The 21740-nt window shown below is 53.2% G+C and carries 14 protein-coding genes; 12 read left to right on the forward strand and 2 right to left on the reverse strand.

What is annotated here, in order from left to right; translation table 11 throughout:
* Positions 1 to 27: 27 nt before the first annotated feature.
* On the reverse strand, positions 28 to 828 hold the full coding sequence (locus tag ACYVC2_RS17425; protein ID WP_461103992.1) for a Rossmann-like and DUF2520 domain-containing protein: 801 nt from the start codon (positions 826 to 828) through the stop codon (positions 28 to 30).
* Between the two features lie 198 nt (positions 829 to 1026).
* Between ACYVC2_RS17425 and ACYVC2_RS17430 the strand changes: the two genes are divergently transcribed.
* The 11 genes from ACYVC2_RS17430 (at position 1027) to ACYVC2_RS17480 (ending at position 18048) form a co-directional block, all read left to right on the forward strand.
* On the forward strand, positions 1027 to 2517 hold the full coding sequence (locus tag ACYVC2_RS17430) for a cellulose synthase family protein (protein ID WP_461103994.1): 1491 nt from the start codon (positions 1027 to 1029) through the stop codon (positions 2515 to 2517).
* 268 nt (positions 2518 to 2785) lie between these two features.
* Positions 2786 to 10387: a T9SS outer membrane translocon Sov/SprA gene (gene sov, locus ACYVC2_RS17435; protein ID WP_461103996.1), complete on the forward strand. Its 7602-nt coding sequence runs from the start codon at positions 2786 to 2788 to the stop codon at positions 10385 to 10387.
* Positions 10388 to 10551: 164 nt separating this feature from the next.
* Entirely contained in the window at positions 10552 to 11610 is a 1059-nt protein-coding gene (locus tag ACYVC2_RS17440; RefSeq protein WP_461103998.1) for an aldo/keto reductase, read from the forward strand.
* Between the two features lie 108 nt (positions 11611 to 11718).
* Entirely contained in the window at positions 11719 to 12102 is a 384-nt protein-coding gene (gene gcvH, locus ACYVC2_RS17445) for a glycine cleavage system protein GcvH (protein WP_461104000.1), read from the forward strand.
* Positions 12103 to 12217: 115 nt separating this feature from the next.
* Complete coding sequence (locus ACYVC2_RS17450; protein WP_461104002.1) at positions 12218 to 13561, forward strand: dihydroorotase; 1344 nt, start codon at positions 12218 to 12220, stop codon at positions 13559 to 13561.
* Positions 13558 to 14109, forward strand: coding sequence for a DUF4199 domain-containing protein (locus tag ACYVC2_RS17455; RefSeq protein ID WP_461104004.1), 552 nt, complete (start codon positions 13558 to 13560; stop codon positions 14107 to 14109). The genes ACYVC2_RS17450 and ACYVC2_RS17455 overlap by 4 nt, the downstream gene beginning before the upstream one ends.
* A gap of 24 nt (positions 14110 to 14133) precedes the next feature.
* Positions 14134 to 14655, forward strand: coding sequence for a DUF4199 domain-containing protein (locus ACYVC2_RS17460; RefSeq protein ID WP_461104006.1), 522 nt, complete (start codon positions 14134 to 14136; stop codon positions 14653 to 14655).
* 97 nt (positions 14656 to 14752) lie between these two features.
* Positions 14753 to 15478, forward strand: coding sequence for a gliding motility-associated ABC transporter permease subunit GldF (gene gldF / locus ACYVC2_RS17465; protein ID WP_461104008.1), 726 nt, complete (start codon positions 14753 to 14755; stop codon positions 15476 to 15478).
* Positions 15479 to 15494: 16 nt separating this feature from the next.
* On the forward strand, positions 15495 to 15845 hold the full coding sequence (locus ACYVC2_RS17470; protein WP_461104010.1) for a VanZ family protein: 351 nt from the start codon (positions 15495 to 15497) through the stop codon (positions 15843 to 15845).
* Positions 15846 to 15925: 80 nt separating this feature from the next.
* Complete coding sequence (gene gnd / locus ACYVC2_RS17475; RefSeq protein WP_461104012.1) at positions 15926 to 16822, forward strand: phosphogluconate dehydrogenase (NAD(+)-dependent, decarboxylating); 897 nt, start codon at positions 15926 to 15928, stop codon at positions 16820 to 16822.
* Positions 16823 to 16962: 140 nt separating this feature from the next.
* On the forward strand, positions 16963 to 18048 hold the full coding sequence (locus tag ACYVC2_RS17480; protein ID WP_461104014.1) for a fatty acid desaturase family protein: 1086 nt from the start codon (positions 16963 to 16965) through the stop codon (positions 18046 to 18048).
* 65 nt (positions 18049 to 18113) lie between these two features.
* Here the strand turns inward: ACYVC2_RS17480 and ACYVC2_RS17485 are convergent, their stop codons facing one another.
* Positions 18114 to 18971 carry a DNA/RNA non-specific endonuclease gene (locus tag ACYVC2_RS17485; RefSeq protein ID WP_461104016.1) on the reverse strand — a complete coding sequence of 286 codons (858 nt, stop codon included), beginning with the start codon at positions 18969 to 18971 and terminating at the stop codon, positions 18114 to 18116.
* A gap of 120 nt (positions 18972 to 19091) precedes the next feature.
* Between ACYVC2_RS17485 and ACYVC2_RS17490 the strand changes: the two genes are divergently transcribed.
* Positions 19092 to 21119, forward strand: coding sequence for a tetratricopeptide repeat protein (locus ACYVC2_RS17490; protein WP_461104018.1), 2028 nt, complete (start codon positions 19092 to 19094; stop codon positions 21117 to 21119).
* Positions 21120 to 21740: the final 621 nt, after the last annotated feature.

Below are 21740 nucleotides of genomic sequence, written 5' to 3' on the forward strand. Positions count from 1 at the left end.
ATAAAGCAATGAATAGAGTCCTGATCGTCAGTGACCGTAATAATGGCGGATGCTGTCGGTCATTACCTGATAAATTTCCGCCAGTTTAGGCTGGTCGGCTAGAACCGTCAGATGGTCATCGATCGTGGTTAAATCACCCCGGCGGGCAGGCCCCGTCTGCACATCGGCCGGATTACTGGCCGCCAGCCCTTTGCGAAATGTTTCGGTAATCAGCGGCCGAAGTAAATCGAATTCCAGGCTCTCCCGGCTGGTCAGATCATGTGCCAGTGCCAGCAAATGGTTCGTGAAATTACAAGCCAGAACAGCCGCCACGTGCAGGGTTCGCCGTTCGTCGGACGTGATCAGGTATACGATATCGCTAATGCTCTGTCCTACCTGCACCAAAGCCTCTTCGGTGGCTTTGTCGTCGGCTTCCAGGCAAAGCGGAATCTGGTCGAACGCCATAAAGGGCTGTTGTTTGCTGAAAGTCTGCAAGGCATAAAAAACCCCTGTCTGAACCGGAATATCGCTGTAAATAGCCATCCACTGGTCCAGTGAATCCAGGCTTTTGCTCCCTGAAGTATGTACCAGAATGGCCTGTTCGGGCAGAACCAGCCGCGAACAAACACTGTCGAGCGCATCGTCGGGAACGGCCAGAACAAACAGTCGGGATGGGCTATCGGCAAAATTCAGGTCGGAATGGGTAGTTGCATCGTATAAATTACTGACCAACTGCCGGGCATGCTGAAGCTGGCGACTATATACTTCATTGATATGATGGCCCGCATTTTCGAGGGCAGGGGCGAGGTGCCAGGCCAGGTTGCCCGCACCGATAAACGAAATTTCCATAGCCAAGTATAGGCTATTTTATGCGAATGCGAGTCATTGGCTACCAAGAAGATGGATTATGGCTACAAAACCTGGGGGACTTTGCAGCTTCGGGCAATCCACGCTCACTTTATCAACCATTTGCTTAGTCAGGCAGTTACGTCGGTGAGCAGGCCAGTGGGCTTTCACTCAACGTTCGAAACTTCGCTTATCAACCCTATGGAAATTCTAGTCCTACTATTATACGGACTGGCGCTGCTGCTGCTTTTTCTTTATAACTGCGGTCAGTTAAGCCTGATAATAATTTACATTCGCTCGGAGCGGGCGCGCCGGAAAGCCGCCCGAACAGTCAGCCTGATTCCTGCTGACGAGTTGCCCTTGGTAACGGTACAGTTGCCAGTTTACAATGAAATGTATGTTGTTGAACGGCTGATCGACGCGGTGGTGCAGTTGCAATACCCGCTCGACAAACTGGACATTCAACTCCTCGACGACTCGACCGACGAAACGGTCGAAATGATTGCGCAAAAGGTCGACCTCTATAAACGGCAGGGATTTTCCATCGAGCACATTCGACGCCCCGAGCGAAAGGGCTTCAAAGCGGGGGCGCTCGCATACGGGCTGGAGTTCGCCAAAGGGGAGTTCATCGCCATTTTCGATGCCGACTTCGTGCCCGACCCGGAATTTCTCATCAAGACCATTCCGCATTTCGCCGATCCCAAAGTAGCCATTGTGCAAACGCGCTGGGAACACCTGAACGAAGAATTTTCGCTCATGACCCAATTGCAGGCGTTTGGCCTCAATGCGCACTTTACCATTGAGCAGAGCGGTCGGCATGCCGCCGGATTTCTGGCCAATTTCAATGGTACGGGGGGCGTCTGGCGGAAAGCCGCGATTGCCGATGCAGGCGGCTGGCAAAGCGATACCCTGACCGAAGACCTGGATTTGAGCTACCGGGCGCAGTTGCGGGGCTGGAAATTCGTTTATCGCGAAGACATTGGTTCGCCGGCCGAGCTGCCGGTGGCGATGAATGCACTCAAATCGCAGCAGTACCGCTGGATGAAAGGGGCCGCCGAATGCGCCCGCAAACTGTTCGGTAACGTGCTGCGGACCCCCGGCATCTCGCTTACGCAGAAAGTCCACGCCTTTTTACACCTGTACAGCAGTGCGACGTTTATACTGGTACTAATTCTGGGGGTAATGAGCGTGCCCCTTATTTACATCCGTAGCCAGCATCCGGAATGGGAATGGGTGTTTTTTGTCATCAACCTGTTTCAGTTCAATTTGCTGATACTGATTACCTTTTATGGCATTCCCTGGTTCTTACTGAAACCTGCGATGAAGGCCAGGCTGGTCTGGTACTTTCCGATGTACTCATCCCTGATGATGGGACTTTCGCTGCACAATACCATCGCCGTAATGGAAGGCTACCTGGGGCGGAAAACTCCGTTTGTCCGGACGCCTAAATTCAACGTAACAACTGCAGCGGACCGGTGGGATGCGAATAAATACGTCAGTCGGCAGATCAACTGGCTGACCATCGCCGAAGGCTTTTTATCGATTTATTTTCTGGGCGGTTTGGTGCTGGCCATTTATATTCAGGATTTCCGTATGTTCATTCTGCACATCATGCTGATGGTTGGCTTTGGCATGGTTTTCATTTATTCACTCGTTCATGCCAGCCGCCGGCCGGGCGCTATACATGTTTGACACGGTCGGATGGCAACGTATATTCGGTACTTATAACGGGTAAAATAACAGAAGGGAACGGTTTTTCGACCGTTCCCTTCTTCATTGTATTGGAAAAGCATTCACTTAATCCTTACTTTTACGAATTAATTACGTCGAAAAATAGAAAAGGAATCGGAAGACTACCGTTAAAAAAATCTATCATCCGATTAGACGATTGGGCTGATTCTGGCCGTTTGATAAAAGAATACACCGTACGCTACTAATACTGAACCTGAAAGTACCCTCAATGGTGAACCCCTACTTTGTTCACAGTACCGTTACCTGCCATCTCCTTCCCACCGTTAGCCGACTTCTATTTATCTCGAATGGATGGCAAATACTGGGGTTCTGGCTACTTCTGGGACTGGGCATAAGCTTTGGGCAGGACCAACCGGCGCCCGCTCCGAACCGACGGGGGGCCGCCGGACGACGCCAGCAACAGGCCACGGCCGACTCCGCACGGGCAAACGCTCGTCGGCGGGCAGTCATGCGGGCCGATTCGGCGAAACAGGCCCTGCAAAACCGAAACGATAGCATCCGGGCTTTACGCAACGCCGACCGGCGCCCAACCGTCAATTGGCTCGACCGGCGCGCTACCCGCTTTTCAGAACGCCCGTCCAAATCCCCCTTCATCCTGCGGGACCCACGAGGGGTCGCAACGGATTTCCGGCTGTCACCCGACGGACAAATCGGCATCACCGAACGCGTCGGTGCAGGTACCCCTGTAGCCGGAACAACGCCGGCTACGTCTGCTACCGCTACGCCCAACGCCAATACGTCGGGACAGCCCGTGCCGGGGGTGGCCCTGCCGCCCTCGCAGTTCGGGTTACCGTATCGACCGGCCGAAACAGTTCCGTTTTCGACCTATAATCAAATTCAGAATCAGCAGGTTGAAAAAAGTTTGTGGCGGGAGTACAGCGCCCGTCGTGATGGGCAGAGCGCGCTGAGTGGCCGTGGGCTGATTCCTAAACTCGAATTACCTCCTATCATTGATCGGCTCTTCGGCGGCAGTCAGGTCGATTTCAAGCCCAATGGGTTTGTCACCCTCGATTTTGGCTACCTCTATCAATTCATCGACAACCCGGTATTGCCGGTTCGGCAGCGTCGGAACGGCAACTTCCTGTTCAATGAACAGATCAGCATCAACTTCAACGGCAAGATCGGTGAGAAACTGGGCGTACTGGCCAATTTCGATACCAAAGCTAGTTTCAATTTCGAAAATGCGCTGAAACTTAATTACAAGCCTGGCGGAAATCTGCCCGCTTTCGGAACAGGACAGGGTCTGCCGAATCTGCCCAACCTGCCGAGTACGCCGAACCTGCCCAATCTACCCGGCACCAACGGGAGTTCCTTGCCGGGATTCACACCCCAGAACGAAAGTATTTTGCAGGGCCTCGAAGTGGGAAATATCAACTGGACGGTCAACAGTCAGTTGATTCCGGGTGTGCAGAACCTGTTCGGGATCAAAACCCAGCTTCGATTCGGAAAACTGAACGCCACCCTGGTTGCATCGCAGCAGCGGTCGCGCAAGAACGAGATCGTCATCCGGGGAGGGACCTCGAACCGGCCATTTGAAATCCGGGCCGATCAGTACGACGAGAACCGACACTTCTTTCTGTCGCAGTTCTTCCGCTCGAACTACGAATCGTCGTTGAAAACCCTGCCCCAGGTAACCTCGGGGGTCAACGTTACCCGTATCGAAGTATACGTAACGAATCGAACGAACACGACCGAGACACTGCGGAATATTGCTGGTTTTCAGGACTTAGGGGAAGCCAATCCATACGCTCAGACAAACCCCAATTTATCACCCTTCTCACGCAACGGGCGAACCCCCGCCGACAACGCAGCCAATGGACTGTATGGTAAGCTGACCAGCAACTTCAGCAACCCCTTCCGGCAGGTCAATCAGACCAATGACGTACTGACGGGCACGTACACGCTGACGAAAGGAACCGACTACGACCTGCTTCGGGGGGCAAAACGGCTGAAAGACAATGAGTTTAAGCTGGAGGCCGATCTGGGATACATCTCGCTGGTTACTCCCCTCCGGAATGATGAAATCCTGGCCGTTGCGTATGAATATACGTATCAGGGACGGCGGTATAAAGTTGGGGAGCTGACCGAAGACTATCAGTCGCGCAAAGACGATGAAGTACTGGTGTTGAAACTCCTGAAATCAGCGACGCTTCGCAACAATCTTCAGTTGCCGATGTGGAACCTGATGATGAAGAACATTTATTCGCTCAACACGGCCCAGATAACCCGGCAGGGCTTTCAGTTGCGGATCATTTATAAAGACGACGTAACGGGAATCGACAATCCCAACCTGCAGGAAGGGCGCCGGACACAGAACAGACCGCTGGTACAACTGTTTGGCATGGACCGGCTCAACCAGCAACTGGATGCGCAGCCCGACGGCAACTTCGACTTTGTCGAAAACATAACCATCGACAGCCGGTACGGGAAAATCATTTTCCCGATTCTGGAACCGTTCGGGTCGTATCTGGAAAAACAGTTTGATCCCGACGAAGCCAATTTAAAAGCGAAATACGTTTTCAACCAGCTTTACCGAAGTACCCAAACGGATGCTGCGCAGGTTGCCGATAAAAATAAATTTTTCCTGAGAGGCTCCTTTCAGTCGGGCAATGGAGCTGAGGTTCCGCTGCCTTATGGTGTGAACGAACAGTCGATTTCAGTAACGGCCGGCGGGGTACCGCTGGTGTCGGGGCAGGACTATGTATATGACGCGCAGGTAGGTCGTTTGCGGATCATCAACGAAAGCGTAACCAACTCCGGCCGTGAGATACGGATCAGCTATGAACAACCCGATCTGTTTCAGAACCAGATCCGTACGCTGGTCGGAACCCACCTGGATTACGCCATCAATCAGGATGTTACCATTGGCCTGACCGCCATGCACATGAAGGAAACCCCCGCTGGGTTCCTGACCCGCGTAGCACTGGGCAACGAACCCGTCAACAACACCATTCTGGGTCTGAACGCCACTATCCGGAAAGACGCTCCCGGCCTGACGCGCCTGCTGGATGCCCTGCCGATGGTGCAGACGAAGGAACTATCGACGGTACAGTTTACGGGTGAGGTAGCCCAGCTGTTTCCTGGCACGAACCCACGCGCCCGGAATGAAAGTTATCTGGATGATTTCGAAGCGGCCCGAACCATTTTCGACCTGACCCGCCAATCTACGCGCTGGCGGCTGGGGGCTACTCCACAGCAGTTTCCGCAGGGCTCTTTTTCGGACCCACTGCCCTATGGCTACAACCGGGCGCGGATATCGGTTTACTCCGTCGATCCAAGTCTATACTCGACCGGGTCGTTGGGAGTGGTCTCGAACGTCGATCCCGACGATGCGAAGAAACACGTGTACGAACGTTATTTTTTGCCGACGGATCTGTTTCCAGGGCGATCGGTTCGGCCCGTGCAGTTGCCCGAAAGCATTCTGGACATTGCGTACTTCCCGAGCGAACGGGGTATGTACAACTACAACACCAACCTGACGGCGGCTGGTCTGCTGACCAACCCAAAGGGCAATTTCGGGGCGGTGTCGCGGGCTATTTCGTCAGATAACGACTTCGATAACGCCAATATCGAGAACATCACTTTCTGGCTGATGGATCCCTTCGTAACGGGAGAAGCCGGAAAAATTCGGGCCAGCAGTGACCCGAGCCAGCATACCAACAATACGACTGGCGGCAAGCTGGTCTTTAACCTGGGCGATATTTCGGAGGACGTTATCAAAGACAGCCGCTACGAGTTCGAAAACGGTTTTCCAGCCAGTGCCGACAGCGTCAACAACCGCATCGGTGGGGTCGAGACGACAAACTGGGGAAAGGCACCGACGCAGCAGTTCGTCACCAATGCATTTCAGAGTGGCGTACGCGACCGGCAGGATATTGGTCTGGATGGGCTCAGCAGCCAGCCCGTCATACCGGCGGGTGTGGTTTCAGAAAAAGACTTTTTCCGGAATTACCTGAACGCCATTCAGACGCGCGTGACCGATCCGGCGGCTCTGGCCGATATCCAGAACGACCCGTCGAATGACGATTTTCAGTTTTACCTGGGCGATCAGGCCGATCAGCAGAAGTACATCGTGGCGCGGTATAAAAAATTCATGGGTATGGAAAACAACTCGCCCGAAAATACCACGACCAACCAGTTTCTGACGCCGGCATCGTCTACCCTACCCGACATTGAGGACCTGAACATCGACAATACCATCAACGACAACGAAGCGTACTACGAGTACGAGGTCGATCTGCGGCCGGGTAAACTCGAAGTGGGCAGCACCAAATACATCGTCGATAAAGTGACCGTTCCTTCAGAAGGGGCACCGGGCGGGGTGGTAACCTGGTACCAGTTCCGGATTCCGGTGCGCGAACCGCTGCGTAAAATCGGAACGATCAACGGTTATAAATCCATTCGCTTCATGCGCATGTACCTGACGGATTTCGACCAGCCGGTAGTGCTGCGCTTTTCGGAATTGCAGATGGAAGCCAACCAGTACCGTAAGTACACCGGCGATCTGACCCAGCGCGGTTTGCAGGAAGTTCCTGAACCGTATGATGCCAACTTTACCGTTTCGACGGTCAATATCGAAGAGAACAGTGGTACGCAGGTGGCCACGCAGGGGGGCGACAAGTACGTATATGCCGTCCCGCCAGGCTACGTCCGTGACCGCGACTATACGCAGGTAAGTACGGTTGAACTGAACGAGCAGTCGATGCGGATGAGTGTGACCAACCTGCGTGATGGCGATTCGCGGGGCGCGTTCCGGAACACCAATTTCAACCTGTTGTTTCGGGAGCGGCTCAAGATGTTCATCCACATGCACAATGCCGAAAACGAAAGCGGACAGGTGTCGGCCTTCGTACGGCTGGGTACCGATTATACCAACAACTATTACGAAATCGAGATTCCGAATCTGGTAGCGACCCCACCGGGCAATCAGCCGTCTGAGGCTGTCTGGCCAACGGCCAACAATCTGGATATTGCCTTCGAGGAACTTATCAACCTGAAAGCAAACCGAAACCGGCAACTGACGCGCCAGACATCGCTGCCTTTCACCGATGTATCGTCGGATCGTCGTTACATTCTGACGGTGGTGGGTAACCCCGACCTAAGTTCGGTGCAGTCGGTGATGATTGGGGTGCGTAATCCTAAAATCAACGGGGATGGTGAGCGGCCCAAGACCTTTACGATCTGGGTGGACGAACTGCGGGCCAACGGCTACGACCAGCACGCGGGGATGGCTGCCGTCGGGGCGCTAAACATGAAATTGGCCGACCTGGGTACGCTGACAGCGTCGGGCCGAATTACGACCTTCGGCTTTGGTGGCGTACAGACCCGGATCGGTGAACGGGCGCTCGAAACGACTTCCGAGTTTGGCATTTCGTCGGCGCTGGCGCTGGATAAGTTCCTGCCCGCCAGCTGGGGGTTGCGGATTCCGTTCTACATTAACTACGACCACCGGAACGTAGACCCCCATTTCGACCCGCTGGACCCCGATATGCCGTTGGAAACCTCGCTGTCGACCAAGCCTGAGTCGGAGCGGGATGCTTACCGAAAGCTGGTTGAGGACAATACGACCCGGCGGGGGTATAACTTCTCGAATGTTCGAAAAGTAAAGACCAGTCCCAACGCTAAATCGCACTTCTGGGATATTGAGAATTTCGCGTTTACGTATGCCTTCAACGACATGCAGCGCACCAATATCCTGACGCAGCAGTACCTTCAGCAGCAGCACAAAGGGGGGATTGCCTACACTTTTAGCGGTCAGCCGAAAGCGTTCGAGCCGTTCCGCAACGTACAGTCGTTCGAAGCGCCTTACCTGCGCTGGCTCAAGGATTTCAACCTGACGTTGTTGCCCTCGCTGGTGTCGGTACGGGCCGATATGGACCGGAGCTTCATCAAAACCCAGCTTCGGTCGTCGGATCTGACCACGAACGGGATCGTGCCGCAGTTTGAAAAGTATTTCCTGTTCAACCGGTATTATGACCTGACCTGGAACCTGACCCGTAGCCTGGTGCTGACCTATCATGCGCAGGCGAACGCCATCATCGACGAACCCGCCGGCGACATCGACACGAAGGCCAAACGCGACTCGATCATCAACAGCATCAAGCACCTGGGCCGGATCAAGAACTTTGTGCAGGACATCCGCGCGACCTACCGGTTGCCGCTGGATAAAATCCCGCTGCTCGACTGGATTGCCGCTGATGCGGTCTATGGGGTGGGGTATCAGTTTCAGGCCAACTCGTTCGGCGTGACCGACACGCTTGGCGTTCCATTTGGAAATATCCTGCGGAACAATCGCGAACGGGGTATTACGGGCCGCGTCGACCTGATCCGTCTGTACAACAAAATTCGGTATCTGCGCTTTGCCAATACGCCCGCGCCGGTTCGCAAAAACTTCGCCCGAAATCCGGGGGATATCGAAGACATTGTCCGGAGTGAAAATACTGTCCTGAAAAACTTTACGCGGGCGTTGCTGACCGTACGGGGCATTAACTTCTCCTATGTTATTCAGGAATCCACGATTCTGCCGGGCTTCCTGCCCACACCTACGTTCTTTGGGCTGGATGGAAATAACCAGAATGCGCCGGGGCTGGGATTCGTGCTGGGTAGTCAGGATCATAACATAGCCTACAAGGCGGCCGCCAAAGGTTGGCTTTCACCCAGTACGGTACTGAATACGGCCTTCCAGCAGAACATCTCGAAGAAGTTTACGGCCAACACGACTCTCGAACCCTTCAAAGATTTCCGGATGCAGGTCAACTGGCGGCTGGACCGTACGGATGCGTACCAGGAGTATTTCCGGCCGGGTTCGCAGGGAGGGGCCTTCGAAACATTCTCGCCAGTGCGCAACGGCCAGTTCAGCATGTCGTTCTGGTCATTCCGGACCGCCTTTATCGGGCTGCGGGGCGATAACACGTCGCCCATCTTCGACCGCTTCGAAGAGTATCGGGAATTCTTTGTCGATAAGCTCACAAAGGCGAATGCTGAAAAGACCGGAAACTATACTAAAACTTCGCAGGATGTGCTGATTCCAGCGTTCTTTGCAGCCTATAGCGGCCAGCCTAAAGAAAAAGCACAGTTGTCGCCGTTCTATAATTTCCCGCTTCCGAACTGGCAGATCACCTACAACGGCATGTCGGGTTTAGGGTTTATTAAGAAGAAATTCAGCGCGTTTACTCTCAACCACAGCTATTCGTCGACTTACAGTGTCGGAAATTTTATCTCGAACCTGGATTATACGGCCGCCTATGTGAACCTGGCGGTACAGGGCTACCCGATGGCCACGTCGATCAACCAGCAGGGCCAGTTCGTGCCGGTATTTGCGATGAGCACCATTACCATGTCGGAGAAATTTGCCCCTATGTTTGGGGTTCAGTTCCAGACCAGGAGCCGGGTGACGGGGCGGCTGGAATACAACCAGAGTCGCGATGTGGCGCTGAGTTTGTCCAACACGCAGGTAGCTGAACTGAGCAACAAAGACCTGACCGCTTCGATCGGATTTACGAAGCAGAACATTCGGGTTCCGTTCCGGATCAATGGGGCGTATAAGCGACTGAAAAACGACCTGACGTTCTCCTGCAACGTGACCTTCCGGGACACCCGCTCGATTCAGCGGAAGCTGGATGCCCAACAGATCATTACCGCTGGGAACGTCAATTTCCAGCTCCGTCCGCAGGTCAGCTACATCGTGAGCCGTCGCTTAAACCTGAACTTCTATTTCGACCGTACCTTCAATGATCCGCTCGTCTCGAACTCGTTCCGTCGGGCTACTACCGCCGGGGGGGTGCAGGTGAAATTCAACCTGGCCGAGTAAAGGGTCATTGGTGGTCGTTGATTGCTATTCATTATCCAGGATGCAATTTGCTGAACAACGAATGACAATCAATGACTACTACTGACTATGAATGACAATTGACCATATTTAGGTCAACAATCTATTCATTTCCCGGTTGCACTAACAAACCTCAATAAGATCGTATGAAGTATAATCCGCTTGGAAACACGGGGGTACTGGTTTCGGAAATCTGCCTCGGTACCATGACGTTTGGTGGCAGTGGTTACTGGAAAGCCATGGGCGAACTCCAGCAAAATGCCGTAAACGACATCGTAAAAACGGCCGTCGACAACGGCATCAATTTTATCGATACGGCCAACGTTTATTCCTTTGGCGAGTCGGAGCGGCTGCTGGGTCAGGCCATTCAGTCGCTGGGCCTGTCGCGCGATGAACTGGTGATTGCAACGAAAGTACGCGGCCGCATGGGCGAAGGGAAAAATCAGGTCGGTCTGGGGCGGTTGCAGATCATGCAGCAGCTCGACGGCAGTCTGAAGCGCCTGCAAACCGATCATGTCGACCTGTACCAGATCCACGGATTCGATCCGCTTACTCCGCTCGAAGAAACCATGCGGGGGTTGGAGGATGTTGTCAGAAGCGGTAAAGTTCGGTACATTGGTTGCTCGAACCTGGCTGCCTGGCAGGTTATGAAAGCCAACGGTATTGCCGAGAAAAACGGCTGGACCAAGTTCGTCTCGACGCAGAATTATTATTCCATTGCCGGGCGTGATCTCGAAAACGAGCTGGTGCCGATGGTGCAGGATCAGCAGATGGCCATCCTGCCATGGAGCCCACTAGCGGGCGGGTTTCTGTCGGGGAAGTACACACGCGATAATAAACCGGCCGACGATTCGCGCCGACTCAACTTCGACTTTCCACCGGTCGACCAGGAACATGCCTATGCCATTATCGACGTCATGCAGACGGTTGCCGAAGCGCACGGTGTATCGGTTGCTCGGGTAGCGTTGGCGTGGGTGCTGGCTAAACCAGCGATTACCAGCGTCATTATCGGAGCGAAAAATACGGATCAGCTGCTGGATAATATCAAAGCCGTTGAGGTGAGCCTGACGACGGAGCAGCTAGATAAACTCGACGAGGTAAGCGCTACCCGGAAGCCGTATCCGCAGTGGATGATTCAGCGGCAAAGCAGTGACCGGCTCGGCGCCTACAACTTCAATCCGAACCAGTCGGCGGTTGTGAAGTAATACGACTGGGAAGCCGGGCTCAAGAGGCCTGGCTTCCCAGTCGTATTACTGTTTGCAAATACGGTGGCATCTGCCGTATTTTGTGGCTGTTAACAAACAACCCCTATAATGAATTTTCCCGCAGAACTGAGCTATACGGAAGATCACGAGTGGATTCGGATAGAAGACGATGGTACGGCTGTGATTGGCATTACTGAATTTGCCCAAAGTGAACTGGGTGATATTATCTTCATCGACGTAACCACCGTCGGTCAATCGCTCGCTAAAGGCGACGTGTTTGGTGCCGTTGAGGCCGTTAAAACCGTGTCGGACTTGTTTTTGCCCATCGAGGGTGAAATTCTGGAACTCAACCCGGCTGTCGAGAAAAGTCCCGAACTGCTGAACAGCGATCCGTATGGCGAAGGCTGGATTATTCGTCTGAAACCGGCTGATGCGTCTCAGAGCGAGGGGCTGCTCACTGCCGATGCGTACCAGACGCTGGTTGGTGCCTGATGATCTGATTTGTTTGATATAAGGCTCCGCGAGGGGCCTTTTTTTTAGAATGACCTTGTGGCAGTAACTGCCCGTCTCTAGCCTTTCGCCCTGGACAAGGTGAGGGGTGTTGCTTATGAAGACTCTTATCCGTTCTGCCCACGTAGTTGATGGGGCTTCGTCGTTTGATGGACAGGTTGTCGATATTCTTGTCGACAATGGCCTGATCAGCCAGATTGGTGTGAATCTGGAAGCCAATTCGCGTACCCGCGTCGTTGAAGCCGATCAACTACACGTTTCGCCCGGCTGGGTCGATTTGCGTGTATCGACGCAGGACCCCGGTTATGAACACAAAGAAGACCTGATTAGTGTTTGTCAGGCCGCCGTAGCCGGTGGCTTTACAGACATCGCGGTGCTGCCCAATACCCAACCCGTTGTGGATGCCAAAGGAACGCTCGGCTACGTTCAGCGGATGGCCGAAGGGCAGCCCGTAAGCCTTCACGTCATTGCGGCTGTAACGAAAAAAGCGGCTGGCGAAGATTTTACGGAGATGCTCGACCTGCATCATGCCGGTGCCGTGGCCTTTTCCGATGGTACTCATCCGCTTCAGAATCCTGATCTGTTGCTCAAGACCCTGCAGTACCTGCAACCGGTCAACGGATTGCTGATGAACCGGCCGGAAGAAACGCTGCTGACCCGTTTTGGGCAAATGCACGAAGGGGTTCAGAGTACGTTGCTGGGGCTGAAAGGTATGCCTGCGCTGGCCGAAGAACTGATTGTCGAGCGCGATCTGCGACTGCTGGACTATGTACTGGGCGGGCAGGGAGCAGCGGGCACGGGGCATGGGGAAAGGGGCCTAAGGGAGAGTCAGCCCTCCACCCCAAGCCCTCTGCCCTCTGCCCTTCACTTTTCTACCATTTCGTCGGCCCGTTCGGTTGAGCTGATCCGACAGGCGAAAGCGAACGGGATGCCGGTAAGTTGCGACGTGGCAGCTCATCAACTGGTTTTCGACGATTCGGCGCTGGCTGGCTTCGATACCAATCTGAAGGTCAATCCGCCTTTTCGGTCGCCTGCGGATGTGTCGGCACTTTGGGCGGGCCTGGCCGATGGAACCATCGATGCCATCGTGTCGGATCATTTACCGCAGGATGCCGAAAGCAAAAACCTGGAGTTCGATCAGGCTGAATTTGGTGTGTTGGGTCTGGAAACGGTCTTTGCGGCCATTATCACGCACAACCGCGACGTAGCTCTGGCGCAACTGCTCGACAAACTGACGACCCGCCCCCGGCAGATCCTTCGCCTGCCTGCCGTACGCATTGCCGAAGGCGAACCGGCCCGCCTGACGCTGTTCGACCCCACGCATACATGGCGTTACGACCGGACCCGCTCGAAGTCGAAAAACTCGCCGTTTCTCGGACAAACCCTGACGGGCCGCGTGATCGGAACCGTGCTGCACGGTCAATTTAATCCTGCTCTATGAAATCGATTCTCGCTTATTTTTCGCATCCGCTGCTGAAGATTCCGCTCCTGGCTGGGCTGGCAACGGGTGTTCTATGCTTTTTTTATTTTCTGGGATTGTATCTGGTTGGTATACCGGCGCTGGGAAACATCCGCGTACTGGACTACGGTATTCATATCATCGTAATGGTCGGAACGATCTGGTATTACCGCAAATACATCGGCCACGGCCGGCTGCATTTGTGGGAGGGGCTTACCATTGGGTATGTTCTCAACACCGTGGCGGCTCTGGTGACCGGCTGGCTTATCTACCTGTTCATCACCCAGATCGATCCTGGTGTCTTTACCGAATACGTGATCAACTCTAAAAAACTTCTGTTGCAGGGGAAGAAGCAGATTACCGACCAGTTTGGGCCGGAAACCTTCGCTGATCAGTGGAGCAAAGTTTCCACCATGAAGCCCTCGATTCTGCTTCCTGATGAGCTGACGAAGAAGACCGCTCTGGCCGTGATACCCGTTCTGGTTATTTCCCTTATTTTCCGAAAGCAGGATTACAGCGTTTTGCAATAACCATGTCCGCCCTATTTTACCCTTATGAATGAACAACCGTCTTCTGCACGCCTGGCTCTGAAATGGGGTGGCATCCTCGGCCTGGTACTGATTCTGACTACACTGGTCATGTATGTGAGTGAACAGACTGCCAACCCTATATTCAGTATACTGACGTTTGTGGCCATGATCGCAGGGCTGATACTGGCTATGCGCGATTTTCGGACGCAGAACGGTGGCTACATGACATGGGGAGAGGGAGTTGGCCTTGGCGCCCTTTTATCGGCCGTGGCCGGGCTGCTGTCCGCTACGTTCATCACGTTTTATAATGTGATGATCGATCCTACCGTTCAGCAGCGGGCGCTCGAAAAAGCACGTGAGCGACTGGAAGAGCAGGGGAAGCTATCGGACGAGCAGATCGACCAGGCGATGGAAATATCGCAGAAATTTCAGTCGTCGGGCTTTACATTTATTGCGGGCGTGTTCGGAACGATTTTTATGGGCTTACTGATTTCGTTAATTGTCGCGGCATTTATACGGCGGAATAAAGCGAATCCGTTTGAATAAAAAACAGGGGTCGGTTGCCAGTGGCTGACGCACGAACATTACCCGATTACTGCCTCCTGACGACTATCCACTGACACTTAACGATTTAGTAAGTAACGTGCTGGCCATCTTTCGCAAAGAAATCAATCAGTTTTTTTCCTCGCCCATCGCTTATATCATCATGGCCGTGTTTCTGACGGCTATTGGATTGATGCTCTGGGTATTTCCGGACACGAGTCTGCTCGAAAACGGGTACGCCGACATGGGTACGTTCTTTACCCTGACGCCCTATGTGATGCTGTTTCTGGTACCGGCCGTTACGATGCGCTCCATTGCCGACGAAGTGCGGTCGGGTACGCTCGAATGGTTGCTGACCAAGCCCGTTAGCCGATGGGGCGTTGTGGGGGGCAAGTTTCTGGCGAGCTGGCTGCTGGTGATTCTGACGCTGCTGCCTACGTTGCTGTATTACATTACCCTCTATCAGCTCGGCTCACCGGTGGGTAATATCGATTCGGCGGGGGTATTCGGTTCGTATATCGGCTTAATTCTGCTGGCTGGCGTGTTCGTTGCCATCGGTTTGTGGGCCTCCTCGCTCAACGATAATCAGGTGGTGGCGTTTGTGCTGGGCGTATTTTTCTGTTTTTTGCTTTATATTGGCCTCAGTGCGCTGGCAGGTCTGTCGGGACTGGGCGGAATATCGTATTACCTGTCGTCGTTCGCGCTGGATGAGCAGTACCGTGCGCTGGGGCGAGGGGTGATCGACTCCCGAAATGTCGTTTATTTACTGAGCCTGCTCATTTTTTTTCTGGTGCTGACGGTTCAGCGGCTTAAATCAACCAATTAATTACCTACTCTATCGAATGAACTTCTCTACCGTAGCGCGCTGGCTTGCCATCACCTGGACTATTATCATCCTGATTGGCTGCCTGACTCCCCACGAAGATGTACCGGGTACACTGATGACCTGGAACGATAAAGTGCTGCACATTGCCATCTTCGTTCCGTTTTCGCTGTTATGGATCCTGGCGGGTTTCCGTCGAAACAATGTGGTGGTAGCTGGGTTTTTTCTAGGCGCACTGATTGAAGCGCTTCAGTACGTATTACCCATCAACCGGAGCGCCGATGCCGTCGATCTGCTGGCCGACTGCCTCGGAGTGGCCATTGGCGCAGTGCTGGCGCTGGCGTGGTACCGTCTGTTTCCCAAATCATAAATTTAATCGAAATCTATTGACCGCGTGGGCGTCCTTGTTGGAAAAAATTACCAATTTGCCCACCTAAATCATTGATCATTATGCACATTGGATTTGTTGGCTTAGGTAAGATGGGGTTCAACCTCGTCGCTAACTTAATAAAGCACGGCCACACGGTGGTCGGTTACGATATTAATGCCACGCTGGTAGAAGAAATTAAAACCGAAGGGGCACAGGGAGTTAATACGCTGGAAGATCTTTACAAGGCCTTACCCGAAAAGCGTGTGCTGTGGCTGATGATTCCGGCCGGGCCGCTGGTCGATAATGTGATCGAGCAGTTACTGGCGTTTATGCAACCGGGCGATGTGGTAATCGACGGAGGAAATTCGCACTACAAAGATTCGATCCGGCGGCATGATTACCTGAAAGAAAAAGGGATCGGCTTCCTGGATTGCGGCACCAGCGGTGGTATCAGCGGAGCCCTGAACGGTGCCTGCACCATGGTTGGCGGTGACGCCGACGTCATTGAACCGCTGCACGTTGTGTTCAGAGACATTTCGGTCGAAGATGGCTACCTCTACACTGGGCCATCTGGCAGCGGCCACTTCACCAAGATGGTGCACAACGGGGTCGAGTATGGCATGATGCAGTCCATTGCAGAAGGGTTCGAAGTACTGGAGAAAAGTCAGTTTCCTATTGATTTCGAGGCCGTTGCCAAAATGTGGAACCACGGTTCCGTTATTCGGGGCTGGCTCATGGAACTGACCGAGAATGCGTTCAGCAAAGATCCTAAACTCGATGCTATTAAAGGAAAGATGTTCTCTTCGGGCGAAGGCAAGTGGACCCTCGAAACTGCCCTCGATCTGGGCGTACCGACGCCGGTTATTGCGCTCTCGCTGATCATGCGGTATCGCTCCCTGCAGGAGGATACATTCACCGGAAAAGTGGTGGCTGCGCTGCGAAACGAGTTCGGCGGGCACGCAGTTGAGAAAAAATAATTGGCCGTGACCAGCTTCTTACTCAATCTGGTTAATTTTTTTTCGTTAGTATTACAGGAAGGTTCGGACAGTTTCGATTGTCATAGCACAGTCGGGACCGTTCGAGCTTTTTTTATTCCTTTTTAACCCCGTAAACTTGCATGAAGCTACTTGGTGCTATCCATGATCCTACCTTTACCGCCCGCGATTATAACCGGCTCGATCGTTTCTTTCTTTCGTATCTCAAAGACGAACGCGATCTGCCCTTCGTTTATCTGACCATCCGGATTAGTGGCATCCTGCTTCCGTTGAGCATTCTGCTGTTCATGCCGTTTGTTACGGGCTGGGTATGGTGGGCCATAGCGGCTGTTCATTTTTACGTAAGTAATTTCGTATTCAAAGGGCCATTCGGGCTGATGCTCCATTGCACAAGCCACCGGCAGTTTTTCAAATCCGAGTACGACTGGATGAACAAATACCTGCCCTGGATACTGGCTCCCTTTTTTGGTCATACGCCCGAAACCTACTACAGCCACCACATTGGTATGCACCATCCGGAAAATAACCTGGAAGAGGACGACAGTAGCACCATGGGATTCCAGCGCGATTGTTACAAGAGCTTTCTGGCTTATTTCGGCCGCTTTTTTGTCGTTGGCGTCCGGAACCTGCTGACGTATCTGCGCCGGAAAAAGCGCCCGAAACTGGCTACCCGCGCCCTGCGTGGTGAGATCGTGTTTGCCATCGTCTGCATCGGACTTTGCTTCATCAGCTGGCCCGCTACGGTGCTGGTTTTCCTGTTGCCGCTGGTCATTTACCGGGTTGTCGCTATGATGGGTAACTGGACCCAGCATTCGTTCGTCGATGTCGATGATCCGGGGAATGCCTATAAAAACAGCATCACCTGCATCAATGTGAAGTACAACAAAAAATGCTGGAACGACGGCTATCACATCAGCCATCACATCCGGCCGGGGATGCACTGGACCGAGCATCCGACGTTTTTCCAGAAAACTCTCGACAAATACGCGCAGAACCAGGCGATCATTTTCGATGGACTGGATTTTCTACAGGTTTTCTTCCTGCTGATGCGCGGCCGCTACGACGTGCTGGCCAGTCATATGGTCAACCTCAATGGTACATTCACCGGCGACGAAGAAGCGATCTCGCTGCTCCGCCGACGGGTGCAGCGTATTCAGCCCAGTCTGGTGGCCGTGCCTGCCACTGTAGATGCCGCAATCACGGTCTAGAACTTATCACCTTACGGTTGGAGGGGCCCTGATGCTGAGTTGGGGCCCCTCTAACTATTTAGCGGCTAGCTATTTCCGCCATCGATCCGTGCTTCGAGAACCTGCTGAATCTCGACCGGAACAGCAGACAAAAAATCGTACCCCGTCAGACTTTCCAGTGCATCGATGCTGGTCAGATAAGCACGCCAGGGTTTGTCGGCAGCTGTTTGCGTATTTGGAATGTTGACGGCAATCACGCGGGTATCGGCGGTGAGCTGAAACGTGTCGTCGGTGCCGGTCGGTACAATCACCAGAATTTTCCAGAGTGTGGCCGGAACCGTCAGTTTCCCATTCGCCAAGGTGGTCGCGAAGCCATTCTGCCCCGTACCGCCCGTGCCGCTGGCCCCCGCCAGGATGTATACATCATTGCCACTGCTCATCAACTGCCGTTCGTAGTCTTCCAGCGTTTTCCATACCTCGCGATTATGTCGGGGAGCCTGTGGGACAATATTTGTTAACAGGAACGTCGCTGCATTATCGTCGGGAGTGTTATCCCGATCGTCGGAAGGACACAGGTGCCCCCGGTCGAAACCTGTATTCGTGTAGTCGGAAGTTCGGACGGCATACCAGTTGGTCGGCAGGAGCGGGTCGGGTCTGAAATCGTTGGTTCGCTTGCTATCTCCTTTCCAGGCCGTGCTCAGATGCCAGCTTACCCAATTGGCAATGCCCCGGCTTCGACTGTAGGAAAGTACGTACTGAGGCCGGGAAAGCAAGTAATTCTCCGGATCGCCCGCTGAAGCCCCGCTCGGATTGCCGAGGGCCAGGTTGTCGGTCCGTTTCAGGATAGTCGAGGTGCCGATTATGGCCGGTTTTACGGTTCGGCAACTGTTGGACAGGAGCCCTAAACTAACGACGAAGAGGATTGTTTTTAGATGATTGCGCATATGGATTGATTTTACTGACATTCTTGCGGAACTTTACACCTTGATGTATGGAAGTGACAACTCTCTACTAAAACGATATAGAGAAGTAAATTACCCTGAAACAGACGGTTTATTTGCTGTATGGCTAAAAAGAAACAATCGCCGGGCACCGGGAATGCGCGCCCAGCCAACGAACGAGTGCCGAATCCGAAGCCTGTTCCGACGCCGACACCTGGTACTTCCCGACCAGCTCCTGCGCGACCTGCCGAAGCCGCATCTCGGCCACCGTTACGCCCGGTAGCCGCGAAACCTGAGTCTGCAACTGATAAGCTGCCCATCGAACGACGCCCCATAGTCTGGTGGCCGGCAATCGTCCTGGCGCTGGTTGGCTTCCTGCTCTACGTCAACACATTCGGACATCAGTATGCGCTGGACGACATTGCCGCCGTTGGGCAGAATCTGTTCGTGAAAAAAGGCATTGCGGGTATACCCGATCTGCTGCGCACGGAGTTCTGGCATTTCAGTAATATTTCGCTGGGATATTACCGGCCGCTCTCGCTGATCACTTTTGCCCTGGAGCAGGAATTCTTCAAGGACAATCCGCATATCAGCCACATGATCAATGCGGGTTTGTACGGATTGATCGGGCTGGTAATTGGTTTGCTACTTCAGAAATGGCTGTCGGGCCAGACCATCACGGCCTTTCTGATCGGACTGGTGTTCATGGCGCATCCGATCCATACCGAGATTGTGGCGAACATCAAAGGGCGCGATGAAATCCTGAGTTTCCTGTTTATTTCGCTGATGCTGTTGTCCTACTGGCGGTATCTCGAAACCAACCAGCAGGGCTGGACGATGTGGGCCTGTATCTCGCTTTATCTGGCCTTTCTGTCGAAAGAGTCCTCGATCGTCAGTCTGGCGCTTATTCCGGCGATGCAGTATTGGTTTGCCCGGCGTAGCGTCGGGCAGTCGCTGCTGAGCCTATGGCCGTTTTTGCTGGTAGCGATTCTATTTTTCTACCAGAAACAGAAAATGATCGGTACGCTAAGCGGTAACCCACCGGTCGACTGGGCCAACTATCCTTATGCGATCGAAAAAACCCAGAAATCGACGACCTTCAAGTTTTTGATGTATTACATCCGGCTGATCATTTACCCGCATCCGCTGGTATATGACTATTCGTACAACGTCATTCCGTCGGGTGGAAAGGGCGATTTACTGACCTGGGCGGGCTTCGTTACGTTTCTGGGGCTGCTCTGGCTAGCCTGGAAAGGGTTCGTGAAACGGACCGTGTGGGGATTCGGTATTTTCTGGTTCTTTGTTACGATGGCACCCGGCCTGGGCTTTATCTGGCTGCGGGGGGGGATTTTTGCTGAGCGGTTTGCCTTTGCTGCCGTCATGGGATACGGCTTTATCCTGGTCTGGGCTTTACAAAAACTACTGATGCGTACGCCAGCGGAGCCAGAAGCCCAAACCCAGCCGCTGCTGACCCGCTACACGCCGGTGCTGGGCATTATGGCCGTCATCATTGGCCTATATTCGTTCAAGACCATTGCGCGCAACCCCGACTGGGAAAACAACTTCGTGCTCTTCAACTCGGCTTTGCCCTACGCGCCCAACAGTTGTCAGGTACAGCGCCACGTAGCCAACGAATGGATTGAAAAAGGCTTGAAAGACCGCGCCAAAGCCGACTCCATTGCGACGAAGACAAATGCCCTTAAGCCAAAGCCATCGGCGGAGCAGATAAAAAAGGCGCAGGCGCTGATCGATACGAATATTGCACACGCGAACATACACGGGCGCTGGGCGCTCGATCACCTGCAGGAATCGACCCGAATCTACCCGAATTTCGGGGAAGCATATTTCTCGATGGCGTATGTGTTTCAGAAGATAACGCCTAATGTCGATTCGGCCAAGTACTATTACAAGCAGACGATGCGGGCGGCAAACGCCTACGCACCGGCTTATAACAACCTGGGCGTAATCTACCAGAACGAGGGTATTACCCAGAATAACCGACAAAAACTGGAACTGGCATCCTACTATTACAACCGGTCGATGGTCGTGAATCCAGCGTATGTAGATGGCCAGAACAACCGGAACAACCTGTTCAAATCGACAGGAATCGATGTGAAATTCTTACCCGACTCGGTCTTGAATAAATACTAAACCTGTCCCGGTACTTAAAATAGGCGTATAAATTCGTAACTACCGATTAGAGGGCTAACAGGGCTACTAGCTTGAATCAATAAACTCTGCGCCCATTCGAATCAGAACGTTAAGCGAATGTTCTGATTCGAATGGGCGCAGAGTTTATTGGGTTTGGGGGCAGGTAGAATGATTGTTGAGAACCTGCCTATACATATTTGCTCGTCTATACGCTAGTTCCGGACTTCTAAGCCTGGTGCCTCCTGCTTCACCTAAAAACGAGTTTCGCCGAGTCTGGACCATTTTTCGGTTGCCGGAGTCAAACAAATCGCTGACCGGATCTGGTACGCGCTGCTGCCTGCAAGAACGTAGTCTGTAGTCAAGATGCTGGATGCGGTTAGGGGCAAGACGGTGCCCGTTAGCAAGGGTTTTGTAATCTGCTAAGATACTTGTTGACCCGCTAAATTATCATCCCGCATTTATTCGTGTGTTTACCACAAATGACGCATCGGTGGCAGTCCATATGGTTTGCCAGGTTTCTTCTGATTTGGTAATTATCACTTTATCGATGGTATTCGGGAACCAAATCAACTATGCATCATCAAATCATCTGTTCTTTGAGTAATTATATCAAGTTAGTTT

The sequence above is a fragment of the Spirosoma koreense genome, assembly GCF_054777875.1.